Source organism: Streptomyces sp. NPDC059989 (assembly GCF_042736975.1).
Taxonomy (GTDB): domain Bacteria; phylum Actinomycetota; class Actinomycetes; order Streptomycetales; family Streptomycetaceae; genus Streptomyces.
In genome coordinates this window covers 180,070-195,686 of sequence record NZ_JBHWUO010000001.1, presented here as the reverse complement: position 1 = coordinate 195,686, position 15,617 = coordinate 180,070, and the positions used below count along the sequence as shown (strand labels likewise).

Below are 15,617 nucleotides of genomic sequence, written 5' to 3'. Positions count from 1 at the left end.
ACACGCTGTTTCACGTGAAACCGACGAGCTAGCCTCGACGCTTATGACTCGCCTGCACCTCTTCGACCTCGACGGGACCCTGATGTTCGGCTCGGCGGCGCCGGTCGAGATCTCCCGACAGCTCGGGCTGAGCGCCGAGATCGCCGAGCTGGAGCGGTCCTTCGGCGCGGCGGAGATCGGACCGCAGGAGTTCTCGGTGGCCGTGCACGCACTGTGGGCGGACCTGACGCCCGCGCACGTGCGAGCTGCCTTCGACGGATCACCGTGGCTCGCCGGCATCCAGGAGGTGTGGCGGGAGATCCGCGAGCGCGGGGACTACTGCGCGGTGATCTCCCTGTCGCCGTCCTTCTTCGTGGAGCTGCTGCTGGAGTGGGGCGCGCACGCCGCGCACGGGTCGGTCTTCCCGGAGGTGCCGTTCACGCGGCCCGTGGAGGTGTCCGGGATCCTGACGCCCGAGGGCAAGGTCACGGTGGCGGACCGGCTGTGCGCACGGTTCGGGCTGACCCTGGACGACTGTGTCGCGTACGGGGATTCGGTGACCGACGCGGTGCTCTTTGAGGCGGTGCCGGTCTCCGTGGCGGTCAACGCGCGTCCCTATCTGGCGGAGCGTGCGACCCACGTCTACGAGGGCCGGGACCTGCGGGAGGCATACCAGCTCGTAGGGGTGGCACGCCCGGGAGTTGAGGCATCTTAAGAGGAAAGTGGGTTCGAAACGCGGTTTTTCCGCATTTCCCCACAGGCCTCTGACCCGGCTGGCACGCTGTAGAACCCGGAACCACGGATTCACAGGCCGTGGCGTGTGCAGACCGACCGAGTTGCTCGAAGCGAGGCACCGCATGGACGCTCCGCCCACCAGATCGGCCAGACGGGATACGACCCGGATACCCGCCGAGGGCGGCACGACGGAGCCCTCGCCGGACGCCGTGCTCATCCGCAGGACCCTCGCGGAGATCGCACCGGTTGCCGACAAGGTGACCTCGTACTTCTACGCCCTGGTGTTCACCGGGCACCCGGATGTCCGGGGCATGTTCCCCGCCGCCATGGACGCCCAGCGCGACCGGCTGCTGAAGGCGCTGCTGACCGCCGCCGAGCACATCGACAACCCCGCCGTGCTCATCCCGTACCTGCGCCGGCTGGGGACCGGCCACCGCAAGTACGGCACCATGGCCGGCCACTATCCCGCGGTGGGCGAGGCCCTCATCGGTGCGCTGGCCCGCTATGCGGTGCAGAGCTGGGGGCCGGAGACCCAGGCCGCCTGGGTGCGGGCCTACACCGCGATCTCCCAGACCATGATCGACGCGGCGGCCGAGGACGAGGTGAAGGCCCCGGCCTGGTGGCATGCGGAGGTGGTCTCCCACGATCTGCGCACCTCGGACATCGCGGTGCTGACGGTCCGCCCCGACCAGCCGTACGCCTTCCTGGCCGGCCAGTACGCCAGCCTGGAAACCCCCTGGTGGCCCCGGGTGTGGCGGCACTACTCCTTCGCCTCGGCCCCGCGCACCGACGGGCTGCTGTCCTTCCACGTCAAGGCCGTTCCCGCGGGCTGGGTCTCCAACGCGCTGGTGCGCCACGCCCGTCCGGGAGACGTGCTGCGCCTCGGGCCGCCGGCCGGCTCGATGGTGGTGGACCACACGACGGACAACGGGATGCTGTGCCTGGGCGGGGGCACCGGAATCGCCCCGATCAAGGCGCTGATCGAAGACGTGGCTGAGCATGGCGAGCGGCGGCCGGTGGAGGTGTTCTTCGGGGCGCGCAGCGACAACGACCTGTACGACAAGGACACCCTGCTGGGGCTCCAGCGGTCCCATCCGTGGCTGTCGGTGCGCCCGGTGGTGGGCGACGGGCTGGCCGGGCAGCTGCCGCAGGCGATCGGCGAGCACGGGCCGTGGAGCTCGTACGACGCCTTCATCTCCGGCCCGCCCGCGATGATCCGCAGCGGAGTGGACGAGCTCCTGCGGATCGGGATCCCGGGCGAGCGGATCCGGCACGACGCGGTGGAGGAGCTGGCGGGCGTCGCCGGCTGAGACCGGCGCGCGTGCCGCCGGTCTCCTCCGGGATCCTCAGCCCAGGTCGGGGGCGTGCATGGCGCGGACGCCCTCGATGTTCCCGTCGAGGTAGTGGCGTAGGGACAGGGGAACGAGGTGGACGGCGGCGATGCCGACGCGGCTGAAGGGCACGCGGACGATCTCGTACTCCCCTTCGGGCTGGTCGACCTCGGGGCCGTGACGTTGGCTGGGGTCCATCGATTCGAGGTGGCAGACGAAGAAGTGCTGCACCTTCACACCGGTCACTCCCCCGTCCGCGATGTGTTCGACGGTGTCGACGAAGCAGGGGACCACATCGGTGATCTTCGCGCCGAGTTCTTCGTGGATCTCCCGGTGAAGGGCGTCGACGACGGTGGCGTCCGAGGCCTCCACTCCCCCTCCGGGGGTGAGCCAGTAGGGATCGATGCCGGGCTTGGTGCGCTTGATGAGGATCAGGTCGTCACCGTCGAGCAGGATCGCGCGGGCGGTGCGTTTGACCACGGGACGTTCGGTCATGGGAGAAGAGTGGCCCACTGCTCCGCTTCTGAAACGCGCCAGCGGCCGGAAAGACGGGCGGGGAACGGCGGTTCACCAGAGAGCGGCCGCGTGCAGCAGCCGGTCATGGGCCCGGGCGAGGTGGGCGAGGGCGAGGCTGCCGGTCCTGACGACGGCGAACCAGGTCCGCAGCGGCGGTACGGGCGGATCCGCCAATGCCACGACGCGGCCGTCGGCGAGGGCGTCCCGGCAGAGGTAGCGGGGCAGGACGGCGAGTCCGGCCCCGGCCCGGACGCACTCCAGGACGGCCCGCAGGTCGGGGGCGACCACGGTGGCGGTGGCGCGCCCGGCATCGGGCCGGGTGTCGAAGACCGTGGCCCAGTAGCGGGTGACGAGCGGGAGGCTCTCGTGGACCTCGACGAGCGGGATGCCGTCGAGCGCGGCGGCCCCCTGCTCCCGCAGGTGGTCCGGATCGACGAGGCCGGCCCAGTAGGGCGCGGCGACCAGGACGTGCTCCTCGTCGCACAGGGCGGTGGCGGTGAACAGGCCGCCCCGGGGGCGCGCGGTGGTGACGACGAGGTCGTGGTGGCCGGCGGCGAGCCCGTCGAAGGTCTCCTCGGCGTCGGCCTGCAGGGCCACGCGCAGGGTGTGCCCCTGGCCGACGAGGGGCGCGAGCGCGGGGAGCACGCGCAGGCACAGGAACTCGGGGGGCCCTGCGATGTGGAGGGTGCGCAGCGCACCGGCGGCCTCCCGCCCCGCCTCCGTGATCCGCAGCAGGGCGTCGAGGTGCGGGGCGGCCTGGTGGGCGAGCTCGTCGCCCACGGCGGTGGGGGTGACCCCGCGGGCCCGGCGGTGGAAGAGCGGCCGGCCCAACTGGCGTTCGAGGGTGCGGATCTGCGAGGTCACGGCCGGCTGGGAGAGCCCCAGCAGGGCGGCGGCCCGGGTGAAGGAGCCTGCCCGGTGAACGGCGACGAAGGTGCGCAGCAGGGCCAGGTCCATGGCGGCCCCTCTCGGTGGGGGCCTTCAACTATAAATATGCCGATACCCTCCTGTCGTTACCGTGATTGGACTCTGACGCAGGGTCAACTAGCCTTGTCACGTGGTTCTTCGCGCGCGGAACCCGGGGCGGTCCGAGCCACCAGGGGGGAGGCTCGGACCGCTTTTCCACAGCCCGTTCGGCAGCTCGTTCAGCCGCCGTCACCTGCGTGGCCGAGGGCCCGCAGCACGTCCGCCACGAGGTCCTCGGTGTCCTCGGCCCCCGCGGAGAAGCGGATGAATCCCTCCGGCACGGCGTCGCCGCCCCACCGGCCGCGCCGCTCGGCGGTGGACCGCACTCCACCGAAGCTCGTGGCGTCCTCGACCAGACGCAGGGCCGTCATGAACCGCTCGGCGTGCGCGCGGTCGGGCAGGGTGAAGGAGACCACCGAGCCGAAGCCGCGCATCTGGCGGGCGGCCGTCTTGTGCGACGGATCCGAGGCCAGGCCCGGATAGCGCAGCCCGGTCACCTCGGCGCGGTCGCCCAGTGCCTCGGCGACGGCCAGCGCGTTGGCCCACTGGCGCTGTGCGCGCAGCTGGATGGTGGCCAGTGAGCGGTGGGCGAGCCAGGCCTCCATCGGACCGGGGATGGCTCCGACGATCTTGCGCCACTGCCGGACGCGGGCGGCGAGTTCGGCGTCGCGGCAGACGACGTACCCGAGCAACAGGTCGCCGTGGCCGGTGAGCCCCTTGGTGCCGCTGGCGACGGAGAAGTCCGCGCCGAGTTCGAGGGGCCGCTGGCCGAGCGGGGTCGCCAGGGTGTTGTCGACGGCGACCAGGGTCCCGTCGGCGTGCGCGGCGTCCACGAGGCGCCGTACGTCGCACACGTCGAGCCCGGGGTTGGAGGGGGTCTCGATCCACAGCAGCCGGGCTCCCCCGAGGACCGCGAGCTGGGCGTCGTCCCCGGTCGGGGCGGTGCGTACGTGGATCCCGTACGCCTGGAGCTGCTCCCGCACCAGGGGCAGCGCCTGGTAGCCGTCGTCGGGCAGGACGACGGTGTCGCCGGTGCGCGCCTGGGAGAGCAGGACGGCGGAGACCGCCGCCATGCCGGAGGCGAAGACGACGGTGTGCACGTCCTGGCCGGGGGCTTCCAGTTCCCCGATGGCCCGTTCCAGCAGGGTCCAGGTGGGGTTGGTGTCGCGGCCGTAGGTGTACGGGCCCTCCACGTCGCCGGGGAGGTGGAAGTGGGCGGCGAACACCGGTCCGGGCAGCGGCGGCTCGTTCTTGACGGGCTCGGGCAGTCCGGCCCGGACGGCCCGGGTGCCGTCGCCGACCTCGCGGGTGTCGTGGTCGTCGTGGTTCACGCGGTGTGCTCCTTGATGGCCTCGCGTACGGCGTCCAGCAGGCCGGGGCTCGCCGCCTCGACCAGCTCCAGGCACTCCTCGAACCCGTCGAGCGAGCCGTAGTAGGGATCCGGTACATCGGTGTCCGCGGCCGTGGCCGCCGGATCGTAGGACCGCAGCAGCCGGACCTTGGCGGCGTCCCCGGCGGTGGGCGCGAGTGCCCGCAGGTCCCGCAGGTGCCCGGCGTCGAGCGCGATGACGAGGTCGAGGCCGGCGAACCAGGACGCCCTGAACTGCCGGGCCCGGTGGCCCTGCTCGTATCCGGCGGCCTCCAGGACGGCGACGGTGCGCGGGTCGGCGCCGTCGCCCTCGTGCCAGCCGCCGGTTCCGGCGCTGTCCACCTCGACCAGGCCGTCGAGCCCGGCCGCGGTGACGTGGGCGCGGAAGACGGACTCGGCCATGGGCGAGCGGCATATGTTGCCCGTGCAGACGAAGCACACGCGGTACATGGGAGGCCCGTTCAGTTCTTGTCGGGCAGGACCATGTTCACGGCCCAGGAGACGATGGAGATGATCAGACCGCCGAGGACCGCGGTCCAGAAGCCGTCGACGTGGAAGCTGAGGTCGAGCTTCCCGGCCAGCCACGAGGTCAGCAGCAGCATCAGGGCGTTCACGACGAGGGTGAACAGGCCGAGGGTGATGATGAACAGCGGCAGCGAGAGCAGCTTCACCACGGGCTTGACGATGAAGTTGACCAGGCCGAACACCAGGGCGACCAGAATGAGGGTCAGCGTCCGGCGGCCCATGCTGCTGCCGTCGTCCAGGGTGATGCCGGCGAGGAGCCAGATGGCGACGGCCAGGGCTGCCGCATTGGCGAGCGTCTTGACTACGAAATTCGTCATGTGTCTGATCGTGGCAGAGAAGATCCCGGTGGGACATCCGCAGATCAGCGGATGCGAGGGAACGATCGAGTACAAGGGGCACAAGGACGATGAAAGCCTTCCGGCTTGACGAGCTCGAAGCGGAGCGGGCCGCCAATGAGGGCGCCTATCTGCAGTTCGTGCGTGAGCGGAACATGTCGGTCGGGCTGTACGCGCTCGATGCCGGACAGACCGACCCGCAGCAGCCGCACCGTCAGGACGAGGTGTACTTCGTCGTGAGCGGCCGCGCCTCGATCACGGTCGGGGAGGAGACCACCACGGTGGCGCGGGGCAGTGTGGTCTACGTTCCGGCAGGGGTGCCGCACAAGTTCCACCACATCACCGAGGACCTGCGGGTGATGGTGGTGTTCTCCCCGCCGGAGGGCTGAGCCGCCCGCGCGGGCCCGGCGGCTCCGGCCGGCCGAGGGTCGCGCCGGCTGAGGGTCGTGCCCCTGGTCCCCCTAGGGGGTGGATCAGGGGACTCCGGGGGCTCGCGGGCCCCCGTCAGAGACCGCGGACTCCTAGCATCGAGACCAGGAAACAACGGACGATGACGAGGAAGAGGTCGTGGACATGGACAGCATCCGAGGGATATTCGCGGGCATGCCCTGGTGGGTCAAGTGGGTGGCCGTTCCGCTCTTGGCGCTGTTCGTCTTCGGCGGTGTGATCACGAGCGTCCTGGGCACGCTGATCGGGCTCGTCTTCAAGCTGCTGCTCTTCGTCGGCCTCGTCGGCGGCCTGATCTTCGTCGTGAAGAAGGTGACCGGCGGAGCTTCGAAGTCCTCCTCCGGTGAGTGGTAGGGGATTCGGACCGGGCGGTTCCGCGATTGCGCCAGGCGAGGGAACGTGACGCGCGAAACCGCTCACAGCTCGGGAATCGGCGGATAGAGTGGCAATCTGTGCCGTTCCCTGGGCACCGAAAGTCGGTTTCGCACCGCTCTGACCCGCGGTCACGCAAACCAGCCGCCGAGCACGACCCCCAGGAGCGACGGCATACGCGGGGGCGGCCCCCGCAGGGCGGGCCACCCCAAGGCCTGCCGCCACGCCTGGGGGTGAGCTTTGTCTTCGGTTCACAACGCCGGTGTGCCGACTCTGATCGGTTCGGTGCAGCGGGCGCTGAGGCTGCTCGAAGCGGTGGGCTCCCATAGTGAGGGAGCCCCGGCGAAACAGCTGGCACGAGAGGCCGGGCTCCCGCTTCCCACCGCGTACCACCTGCTGCGCACTCTGACCCACGAGGGATATCTGCGCCGGGAGAGCGGAGTGTTCGTGCTGGGCGACGCGGCCGGGCGGCTCGCCGGCGGAGGGATCCAGCAGAAACGTCGCAGCATGATCCTCGACTCCCTCGCGCACTTCCGCGACGCGGTCGGGGCCCCCGTCTACTTCGCGGTTTTCCGCGAGGGTGAGATCGAGGTCGTCGGTGTCTCGGACACCCCCGCCAACCCGGCCTGCGAGGAATGGGCCGATTTCCGCGAGACCGGGCACGCGCACGCCATCGGGCAGTGTCTGCTGGGCCAGCTCGACGAGAAGACGCGCAGGGACTATTACGACCGTCATCCGGTCGAGGCCATCACCCCTTATACCGTGCGGGATCTGCGGTCCCTGGAACAGCGGATCGGATCCCTGGAGCGGATGCAGCCTGTAACCGAACGCCAGGAATATGCCTTGGGCACAGTCTGTGCCGCAATCCCCATCACTGCGGGCGATACCGCCGCGACCATGGCGATTTCCCTTCCCGTGCACCATGAAGACCGATTGCTGTATGCGGTCGATCGACTACGGAGTGAAGTAGGCGCGCTGTTGAGCACCCTCTCGTTCTCTATCAGTATCTGAAAACTCACTCCTTGTGATCTGCTAGCGCTTCCACCACTCTTGTCAAGAGGGCCCTGGGGGATCATTCCTGGCCACTTCCACTACAGCGGGGTAGGCAATGCGCGAGTCGGTACAGGCAGAGGTCATGATGAGCTTCCTCGTTTCCGAGGAGCTCTCGTTCCGGATTCCGGTGGAACTCCGGTACGACGCTCGTGACCCCTACGCAGTCCGCCTGACCTTCCACCTTCCCGGAGACGCGCCCGTGACCTGGGCGTTCGGCCGGGAACTCCTCCTCGACGGCATCAACAAGCCGTGCGGTGACGGCGATGTGCACATCGCGCCCACCGATCCCGAGGAGCTGTCCGATGTCCACATCCGTCTCCAGGTCGGTGGCGACCGGGCCCTGTTCCGCGCCAGCGCGGCGCCGCTCGTCGCGTTCCTCGACCGGACCGACCGGCTTGTTCCGCTCGGCCAGGAGCGCAACCTCGGCGACTTCGAAGAGAACCTCGACGAGGCGCTCGGCAAGATCCTGGCCGAATCGCAGCAGAACGAGCAGAACGCGGGCTGACGCACCACCGCACCGCCGGACGACCGCACCACCGCACCACCGCACCACCGCACCACCGCACCACCGGCTCAGCGTGCCGACGCGCTGAGCGCCACGTCCCGCCCCCTCGCGGGCCGGAACCGCGCGCTTCCCGACCAGAAGCGCCCGCCGCCCCACCCCTTCGGAACGCCCTTCAGCGCTTGCGCCGCCGGCCCCGGCCGCCGCGGACCGGTCCCGAGGCCGGAGCTGCGGCCGGGGATCCCGGCCGGTCGGCGGAGACGACCAGCGCGGCCAGTGCCGTCGTCACCGGAACCGAGGCGACCAGTCCGATCGAGCCCACGAGCGTCCGTACGATCTCCTCCGCCACCAGCTCGCTGTTGGCCACCGAACCCATGCTGCTGTTCGCGATCGAGAACAGCAGGAGCAGGGGCAGCGCGGCGCCCGCGTAGGCCAGGACCAGGGTGTTGACCACCGACGCGATGTGGTCGCGGCCGATCCGGATGGCAGCCCTGTAGAGGGCGCGCGGCCCCATCGAAGGGTCCGCCTGATGGAGTTCCCAGACCGCCGACGTCTGGGTGACCGTCACATCGTCGAGTACGCCAAGCGATCCGATGATCACACCTGCGAGCAGCAAACCGCTCATGTCGATGTCCGGGTAGAGCCCGTGGATCAGCCCGGTGTTGTCGTCGGTGTTGCCGCTGAGGAACGCCCAGTCGATGAACAGCGAGCCCAGCAGCCCGATCAGCAGCAGCGAGACGACCGTGCCGAGGACGGCGACCGAGGTGCGGGCGGTCAGGCCGTGGCACATGTACAGGGCGATGAGCATGATGGCGCTCGCCCCGATGACCGCCACGACCAGCGGGTTCGAACCCTGCAGGATGGCCGGGAGGATGAAGAGGGTCAGTACGCCGAAGCTGACGACCAGTGCGATCAGCGCGAACAGCCCCCGCATCCGGCCGACGACCACGACCGCGACGGCGAAGATGCCGGCCAGCAGCGCCATCGGGAACTTGCGGTTCACGTCGATCACCGAGTACTGGAGGTCCCGGGGGGCGTCCGGCGCGTACGCGACCACCACCTCCTGGCCCTGCTCCAACTGCCGTGGCGCACCCGGCTGGACGATCTCCACGAAGGTGCGGCCCTTGTCCGAGCCGGTGCCGACCTCGACGGTGGCCTTCTTGCACTCGCCGGTCTGCGCGGCCTGGGCCTCGCGCCCCTCGGGGGTGGACGTGTCGCCGGTCGGCGGCACCTGCGAGGCGTTCACGGATTTGCAGTCGACACGTTCCAGCGAGACGACCGTGCCCTGCTGCGTCTGCCGGTCGAAGCCGACCCCCGTGCGCTCGTGGGCGGGGGCGCCGCCCGGCCAGAGCACCACCATGCCGATGAAGACGGCGGCGGCGAAGGGGATCAGTACGGCCGCGATGACCTTGCGCAGGTGCTTCGAGACGGGGGCCGCCGGGCCGTGCCCGTGGCTGTGACCGTGGGAAGGGCCCGAAGCGTGCCCGTGGTCTGCGTGGGCGTGGCCCGAGTGGCCGGTGTGCTCACTGGAACGGTTGGGCTCGTTGGGGGGCTGCGGCGAGGACGTCACCGGCAGATCATCGCAAGAGATGAGGGGGCCCACTGTTCAGCACGCCATAGATGACGCTAGCGTGGGGGCACCTTTGCACAACGCGGGAGCTCGGAGCACCGGGCTGAGAGGGCGCTGATCACCGTACGCGCAAGTAATGCGTACGGGAAGAGGCTGCGCCGACCGCCGAACCTGTTACCGGGTAATGCCGGCGTAGGGAGATCAGGTCTCATGACCATTCAGGACGCACGCACGCCTGCCGCCGACCAGAACGCCGACGGCCAGACCGAGCGCCAGCCGGGCTGGCACAAGGGGTATGTGGCGGGCTCCCGCCCCGACATCCGGGTGCCGGTCCGCCAGGTCCACCTCACCAACGGCAAGGACGTGACGCTCTACGACACGTCCGGGCCGTACACCGACCCCCAGATCGAGACCGACGTCCGCCGGGGCCTCGCGCCGCTGCGCGAGAACTGGATCATCGGCCGGGGCGACACCGAGGAGTACGCGGGCCGTCCCGTGCGCCCCGAGGACGACGGGATCAAGCACACCTCGCCGCGCGGCGGGCTCAAGAACCTCGACGCGGTCTTCCCGGGCCGCCCCCGCCAGCCCCGCCGGGGCCGTGGCGGCGCCGCCGTCACGCAGCTCGCGTACGCCCGCCGGGGCGAGATCACCCCGGAGATGGAGTACGTCGCGATCCGCGAGAACGTCTCCCCCGAGGTCGTCCGCGAGGAGATCGCCGCAGGTCGCGCGGTGCTTCCCGCGAACGTGAACCATCCCGAGATCGAGCCGATGATCATCGGCAAGCGGTTCCTGGTGAAGGTCAACGCCAACATCGGCAACTCCGCGGTCACCTCCTCCATCGAGGAGGAGGTCGACAAGATGACCTGGGCGACCAAGTGGGGCGCCGACACGGTTATGGACCTCTCCACCGGCCGCAACATCCACACCACCCGCGAGTGGGTGCTGCGCAACTCCCCGGTCCCGATCGGCACCGTGCCGCTCTACCAGGCGCTGGAGAAGGTCGACGGCCGCGCCGAGGACCTGACCTGGGAGATCTACAAGGACACGGTCATCGAGCAGGCCGAGCAGGGCGTCGACTACATGACGGTCCACGCCGGCGTGCTGCTGCCGTACGTGCCGCTGACCGCCCGCCGCAAGACCGGCATCGTCTCCCGCGGCGGCTCGATCATGGCCGCGTGGTGCCTGGCGCACCACAAGGAGAACTTCCTCTACACGAACTTCGAGGAGCTCTGCGAGATCCTCGCGACGTACGACGTCACGTACTCGCTGGGTGACGGCCTGCGCCCCGGCTCCATCGCGGACGCCAACGACGCGGCGCAGTTCGCGGAGCTGAAGACGCTGGGCGAGCTGAACACGATCGCCAAGCGGCACAACGTCCAGACCATGATCGAGGGCCCGGGCCACGTCCCGATGCACAAGATCAAGGAGAACATCGACCTCCAGCAGGAGATCTGCGAGGAGGCGCCGTTCTACACGCTCGGCCCGCTGACCACGGACGTCGCGCCCGCGTACGACCACATCACCTCGGGCATCGGCGCCGCGATGATCGCCTGGTGGGGCACCGCGATGCTCTGCTACGTCACGCCCAAGGAGCACCTGGGCCTGCCCAACCGGGACGACGTCAAGACCGGCGTCATCACGTACAAGATCGCGGCGCACGCGGCGGACCTGGCCAAGGGGCACCCCGGAGCCCAGGAGTGGGACGACGCCCTGTCGGACGCCCGCTTCGAGTTCCGCTGGGAGGACCAGTTCAACCTGGCCCTCGACCCCGACACGGCGCGCGAGTTCCACGACGAGACCCTGCCCGCCGAGCCGGCCAAGACCGCGCACTTCTGCTCCATGTGCGGTCCGAAGTTCTGCTCGATGAAGATCTCGCAGGACATCCGCCGCGAACACGGCGGCGACCTGAAGGCCGACGAGATCGAGGCGGGCATGGCGGAGAAGTCCGCCGAGTTCGCGGCCTCCGGCAACCGCGTCTACCTGCCGCTGGCCGACTGACGCGGCTCCGTCAGTCCGGCCGGTGTTCCGGGCCGCCGAAGTCCGGGCTCGTGAAGTCCGGAGGCGTGTAGCCGGGCCGGGGTCCCTCGGAAGGGGACCCCGGGCTGGTGAAATCGGGTGCGGTGTATCCCAGGTTGGGCATCCGGCCCCCGCGTCCGCGCGGGGGCGGCAGGCCCGGTCCCGCGTTCGGATCGGCGAGGGCGGCGCGCAGGAACGGCATGATCCCGCGCTCCAGCAGGGCGTACCGCCAGGCCTCCCTGGCCTGTGCGACCTCGTCGGGCATCGCCCCGTCCTCGTCCGCCGCCACCTCGGTCGCGCTGTTGCGTACGGCCGTCACCAGCAGCCCCACCACCGCGCAGAGCAGGGCGACCGCGGTGAGCGCGCCGAAGAGCCAGCCCGCCGTCAGCATGGTCTCGGCGAAGGCCGGTTCGGGCTCGACCATCTTCAGGATGTAGCCCACCAGTAGGAAGATCAGCATGGCGGTGCCCGCCAGGACGGGTGCGAGGACCGCGACCACGGCGCTGACGCCCGCGCCGGCGGCGCTGCCCTGACCGCCGTAGTTCTCCTCCGCCGCGGTCCCCGGAGTGGACAGGACCTCGTCGCGGCGCTCCTCGCGGAGCTTCACGTAGTGGTCGTACTCGGCGGCCGCCGCGGCCGTCAGCAGTGCGCTGGCGCCCAGGGCCATGGTGCGCAGCTGTTCGGCGTTCAGTCGTTCGCCGAGGGTGGCGAGCTCCGGCCGTTCGTGTGCGGTGCGCAGCGCCTCGTCGAGGAGCCGTTCGAACTCGGGTCGGTCTTCGGTCAGCAGGTGCGGAGCGCTGGTCATGTGCATCCCCCGATGCTCCGTAGAAGCCGGTTTGCCCGCGTAGACCCGGGCGCCGGCACAAACGGAGGAGAGCCTGCTACGGATAGGGCGATGGTAGAGCGCCTACACCGCAGGTTGACAGGGGCTTTGCGGAAATACCCCCTTGGTGACAATCCTCAGTCGTTCAAGGGAAGTTGTACGACAAGCAGCTTGCCCGCCATCGTGACTCCGCCGTCCATCGCGATGGCGAGCCCTTCCGCGTACACGTGGGGGCCGTCCACGGCCTCCGGGCCGCGTGCCTCGTCGCCGTCCTCGGTGCCCACTTCGCCGAGCAGGTACGGGATGGGGCTGTGCCCGTGCACGACGCGGCTGCCGCCGTAGGTGCCGAGCAGTTCGCGCACGGCCTGCGGGCCGGTCTCCTCGTCGCGGAAGGCGAACCGCTTGGTGAACTTGCGGAAGAGGTCCCAGGTGATGTCGGCGTCGTTGCGGTTGAGCAGCTCGTGGATGGTGTCGTTGACGTCCTCGATGGAGTCGCCGTAGTCCAGGTAGGCCGTGGTGTCGGAGTGGAGCAGCAGGTGGCCCTCCTCCAGGACGGCCGCGTCGAGGCGCGACATCCACTGGAGGTGTACGTCCTGGAGCCGCTCCATGTCGTGGCGCTGGCCGCCGTTGAGGAGCCAGGCGGCCTGGAAGGTGGCGGTGCCGGCGCCGGACTGGACGGGGGTGTCGCCGAACCGCTTGGCGCCGATGAGCAGCAGCTCGTGGTTGCCCATGAGCGCCTTGCAGTAGCCGCCGGCGGCCGCGGCCTCGGCGGACAGCCGCATGACGAGGTCGATCACGCCGATGCCGTCCGGGCCGCGGTCGGTGAAGTCGCCGAGGAACCAGAGGCGGGCGTTGCCGGCGGACCAGCGGCGCTCGGCGTCGATCAGGCCCTGGGCGTGGAGTTCGGTGACGAGCTCGTCGAGGTAGCCGTGGACGTCGCCGACCACGTAGAGCGGCCCGGGCCCGGCCGCCGCCGGGTCCTGGGGGACGTACTGGACCTGGACGGTGTCGCCGGGTCCGCCGAGGGCGCCGCGGCCGATGACGGGCAGGTCGCGCTGGGTCGGGGTGTAGCCGTCGAGGTCGTCGTCGGGCTCGGCGGGAGCGTGGGCGGGACCTGCGCCGGGACCTGCGCCGGGACCTGCGCCGGGAGCGGGACCTGCGCCGGGCTCGGCGTGCGGCGGCGTGCCGCCCGTCTGCGGCGCGTAGCCGGGCTGCGGGGGCACGGCCGGCGTGCCGTTCTCGTAGTACGCGGGGTACTCGCCGTACACGGGGGCGTCACCGGGAAGCCCGGTGGATACGGAGTGCAGGCCGGGTTCGGTGACCGGAACCCGGAAGTCCCGCAGCGTGTCCGTCCGCATCGCGGGTCCCTGACCGGCCCCCTGAGTCATCGACCCCTCCACCACCGTCGCGCTGCCGTACACCTGCGGACCCTCCTGACCTCCGGGGAGGAGGGTCCGTGATGTCGTGCGCCCATCATAGGAATGCGGCTCGCGCTCTGTGACGCACCAGGGGTGGTGAATCCTGTCCGGAGCCGATCGTTCCTGACGCTTTCTCCCGATATCGGTGTTGCTGAAATCCTCGGCGGGGCCGGCGGCCCCGCCGGTGGGGCGGTGTGGCGCGTCAGTCCTGTGCCGGGGACCGGGGTGGACTGACGGTCGTACGGGGCTGCCTGCGCTGTGACGAGGTGCGGATGATCAGTTCGGTCGGGACGACCTGTTCGACGGGGCGTCCGGTGTCCACGCCCTCGATCGCGTCGATGAGCAGCTGGACCACGGCGGTCCCGATGCGGCGCGGTTTGAGGGAGAGGGTGGTGATGGGCGGTTCGGTGTTGGCGTAGACGGTGGACTCGCTGCAGCACACGAGCAGCAGGTCCTCGGGGACGCGCAGGCCGTAGCGCCGGGCGGCGGCGAGCAGGTCGGTGCCGTTGGGGTCGAAGAGTCCGTAGACGGCGTCGGGCCGGTCGGGGCGGGCGAGGAGCCGGTCGGCGGCGACGGCGCCCGCGCAGGGGTCGTGGGCGGGGTAGGACTCGTAGACGGGGTCCTGGCCGACGCGCTCGCACCAGCTGAGGTAGGCGGTGGTGGAGAGCCGGGTGTAGGTGTCGGTGGTGGTGCCGGTCAGCAGTCCGATCCGGCGGGCGCCGGCGGCCGCGAGGTGGTCGAGGAGGCCCAGGACGGCGGCCTCGTGGTCGTTGTCGACCCAGGCGGTGACGGGGAGGGAGCCTGCGGGGCGGCCGTCGGAGACCACGGGCAGGCCCTGGCGGACCAGTTCGGTGACGACGGGATCGTGGTCGGAGGGGTCGATGACGACGGTGCCGTCGAGGGCGACGTTGGACCACACGTCGTGTCGGGAGGTGGCGGGGAGGATGACGAGGGCGTAGCCGCGGGCGAGCGCGGCGGAGGTGGCGGCCCTGGCCATCTCGGCGAAGTAGGCGAATTCGGTGAAGGTGAAAGGTTCATCCCCGTACGTCGTCACGGTCAGGCCGATGAGGCCCGACTTGCCGGTACGGAGGGTGCGGGCGGCGGCGGACGGGCGGTAGCCCAGCCGATCGGCGACCTCGCGAACGTGGCGGCGGGTGGCGTCGGGCAGCCGTCCCTTGCCATTGAGCGCGTCGGAGACGGTTGTGATGGAGACGCCCGCCGCGGCGGCCACGTCCCTGATGCCGGCCCGGCCCTGTCGGCCGGCGGCCCGCCGGGTGGTCTCGGTCCGGCTCACCTGATGCTTCCCTGCTGCTGTCATGGCGAGCCGATAGTAGGGCTCGGCGGGGTGGGTGGTCCGTGTGCATATGCACGCGTTGACAGGCACGATTCTGCATGGTTCGCCACCCCCAATGACCTTGGAAACAAAGGTATTTGGGCTCATATGGCTGTCGTGGAGCCCGTCGGCGGGTACGGGCATGCCAAAGCGGTGTGGTCTCGGGCCGGTCTCAACTCACCTGTACGAGGGACGCGCGCCACGGCGCAGGCCACCGGCGCGCGCATATATGCGCGCGCTCCCCCGCATTCCAGGCGCCCCCATTCTCGGGAGAGCGGAATCCTCATAAGGTGAGCAGTATTGAGTCGACGGCGACGTCGTACGGGA

Annotated in this window: 16 protein-coding genes and 1 riboswitch; of the genes, 7 read left to right on the top strand and 9 right to left on the bottom strand. The window is 70.3% G+C overall.

Annotated features, from left to right (window positions below; translation table 11 throughout):
• The first annotated feature begins 43 nt into the window (after positions 1–43).
• Both ACFWBN_RS00950 and ACFWBN_RS00945 read left to right on the top strand, forming a co-directional pair.
• Positions 44–694: an HAD family hydrolase gene (locus tag ACFWBN_RS00950; protein ID WP_385168443.1), complete on the top strand. Its 651-nt coding sequence runs from the start codon at positions 44–46 to the stop codon at positions 692–694.
• Between the two features lie 142 nt (positions 695–836).
• Complete coding sequence (locus ACFWBN_RS00945; protein ID WP_385168440.1) at positions 837–2,024, top strand: globin domain-containing protein; 1,188 nt, start codon at positions 837–839, stop codon at positions 2,022–2,024.
• 36 nt (positions 2,025–2,060) lie between these two features.
• Here the strand turns inward: ACFWBN_RS00945 and ACFWBN_RS00940 are convergent, their stop codons facing one another.
• The 5 genes from ACFWBN_RS00940 to ACFWBN_RS00920 form a co-directional block, all read right to left on the bottom strand.
• Positions 2,061–2,540, bottom strand: a complete 480-nt coding sequence (locus ACFWBN_RS00940) for an NUDIX domain-containing protein (RefSeq protein ID WP_385168437.1) — start codon at positions 2,538–2,540, stop codon at positions 2,061–2,063.
• A 72-nt stretch (positions 2,541–2,612) separates the two neighbouring features.
• On the bottom strand, positions 2,613–3,518 hold the full coding sequence (locus ACFWBN_RS00935; RefSeq protein WP_385168434.1) for a LysR family transcriptional regulator: 906 nt from the start codon (positions 3,516–3,518) through the stop codon (positions 2,613–2,615).
• A gap of 188 nt (positions 3,519–3,706) precedes the next feature.
• A complete protein-coding gene (locus ACFWBN_RS00930; protein WP_385168432.1) occupies positions 3,707–4,858 on the bottom strand; it encodes a cystathionine gamma-lyase in 1,152 nt (383 codons plus the stop codon).
• The gene (locus ACFWBN_RS00925) at positions 4,855–5,346 is read right to left on the bottom strand and encodes a low molecular weight protein-tyrosine-phosphatase (protein ID WP_385168429.1); all 492 of its coding nucleotides are present in this window, start codon (positions 5,344–5,346) and stop codon (positions 4,855–4,857) included. The genes ACFWBN_RS00930 and ACFWBN_RS00925 overlap by 4 nt, the downstream gene beginning before the upstream one ends.
• 11 nt (positions 5,347–5,357) lie before the next feature.
• Positions 5,358–5,738: a phage holin family protein gene (locus tag ACFWBN_RS00920; RefSeq protein ID WP_385168426.1), complete on the bottom strand. Its 381-nt coding sequence runs from the start codon at positions 5,736–5,738 to the stop codon at positions 5,358–5,360.
• A gap of 89 nt (positions 5,739–5,827) precedes the next feature.
• On the opposite strand from ACFWBN_RS00920, the gene ACFWBN_RS00915 reads away from it, so the two are divergent.
• From ACFWBN_RS00915 to ACFWBN_RS00900, 4 genes are all read left to right on the top strand, one after another.
• Positions 5,828–6,145: a cupin domain-containing protein gene (locus ACFWBN_RS00915; RefSeq protein WP_385168423.1), complete on the top strand. Its 318-nt coding sequence runs from the start codon at positions 5,828–5,830 to the stop codon at positions 6,143–6,145.
• Between the two features lie 184 nt (positions 6,146–6,329).
• Entirely contained in the window at positions 6,330–6,557 is a 228-nt protein-coding gene (locus ACFWBN_RS00910) for a DUF5326 family protein (protein ID WP_385168922.1), read from the top strand.
• A gap of 291 nt (positions 6,558–6,848) precedes the next feature.
• Positions 6,849–7,586 (top strand): IclR family transcriptional regulator, encoded by a 738-nt coding sequence (locus ACFWBN_RS00905; protein WP_385168919.1) that lies wholly within the window; start codon positions 6,849–6,851, stop codon positions 7,584–7,586.
• Positions 7,587–7,683: 97 nt separating this feature from the next.
• Positions 7,684–8,133, top strand: coding sequence for an SsgA family sporulation/cell division regulator (locus ACFWBN_RS00900; RefSeq protein ID WP_382635541.1), 450 nt, complete (start codon positions 7,684–7,686; stop codon positions 8,131–8,133).
• A gap of 172 nt (positions 8,134–8,305) precedes the next feature.
• Here the strand turns inward: ACFWBN_RS00900 and ACFWBN_RS00895 are convergent, their stop codons facing one another.
• Positions 8,306–9,700: a YibE/F family protein gene (locus ACFWBN_RS00895; RefSeq protein WP_385168419.1), complete on the bottom strand. Its 1,395-nt coding sequence runs from the start codon at positions 9,698–9,700 to the stop codon at positions 8,306–8,308.
• Positions 9,701–9,772: 72 nt separating this feature from the next.
• Positions 9,773–9,916, top strand: a riboswitch (TPP riboswitch).
• Here ACFWBN_RS00895 and thiC point away from each other — a divergent pair.
• Entirely contained in the window at positions 9,911–11,698 is a 1,788-nt protein-coding gene (thiC, locus tag ACFWBN_RS00890; RefSeq protein ID WP_385168416.1) for a phosphomethylpyrimidine synthase ThiC, read from the top strand. Its footprint overlaps the riboswitch before it by 6 nt.
• Before the next feature lie 10 nt (positions 11,699–11,708).
• Here thiC and ACFWBN_RS00885 read toward each other — a convergent pair whose 3' ends face one another.
• From ACFWBN_RS00885 to ACFWBN_RS00875, 3 genes are all read right to left on the bottom strand, one after another.
• Complete coding sequence (locus ACFWBN_RS00885; RefSeq protein ID WP_385168413.1) at positions 11,709–12,527, bottom strand: hypothetical protein; 819 nt, start codon at positions 12,525–12,527, stop codon at positions 11,709–11,711.
• A gap of 149 nt (positions 12,528–12,676) precedes the next feature.
• The gene (locus ACFWBN_RS00880; protein ID WP_385168916.1) at positions 12,677–13,942 is read right to left on the bottom strand and encodes a metallophosphoesterase; all 1,266 of its coding nucleotides are present in this window, start codon (positions 13,940–13,942) and stop codon (positions 12,677–12,679) included.
• A 217-nt stretch (positions 13,943–14,159) separates the two neighbouring features.
• On the bottom strand, positions 14,160–15,275 hold the full coding sequence (locus ACFWBN_RS00875; RefSeq protein ID WP_215013179.1) for a LacI family DNA-binding transcriptional regulator: 1,116 nt from the start codon (positions 15,273–15,275) through the stop codon (positions 14,160–14,162).
• Positions 15,276–15,617 lie beyond the last annotated feature (342 nt).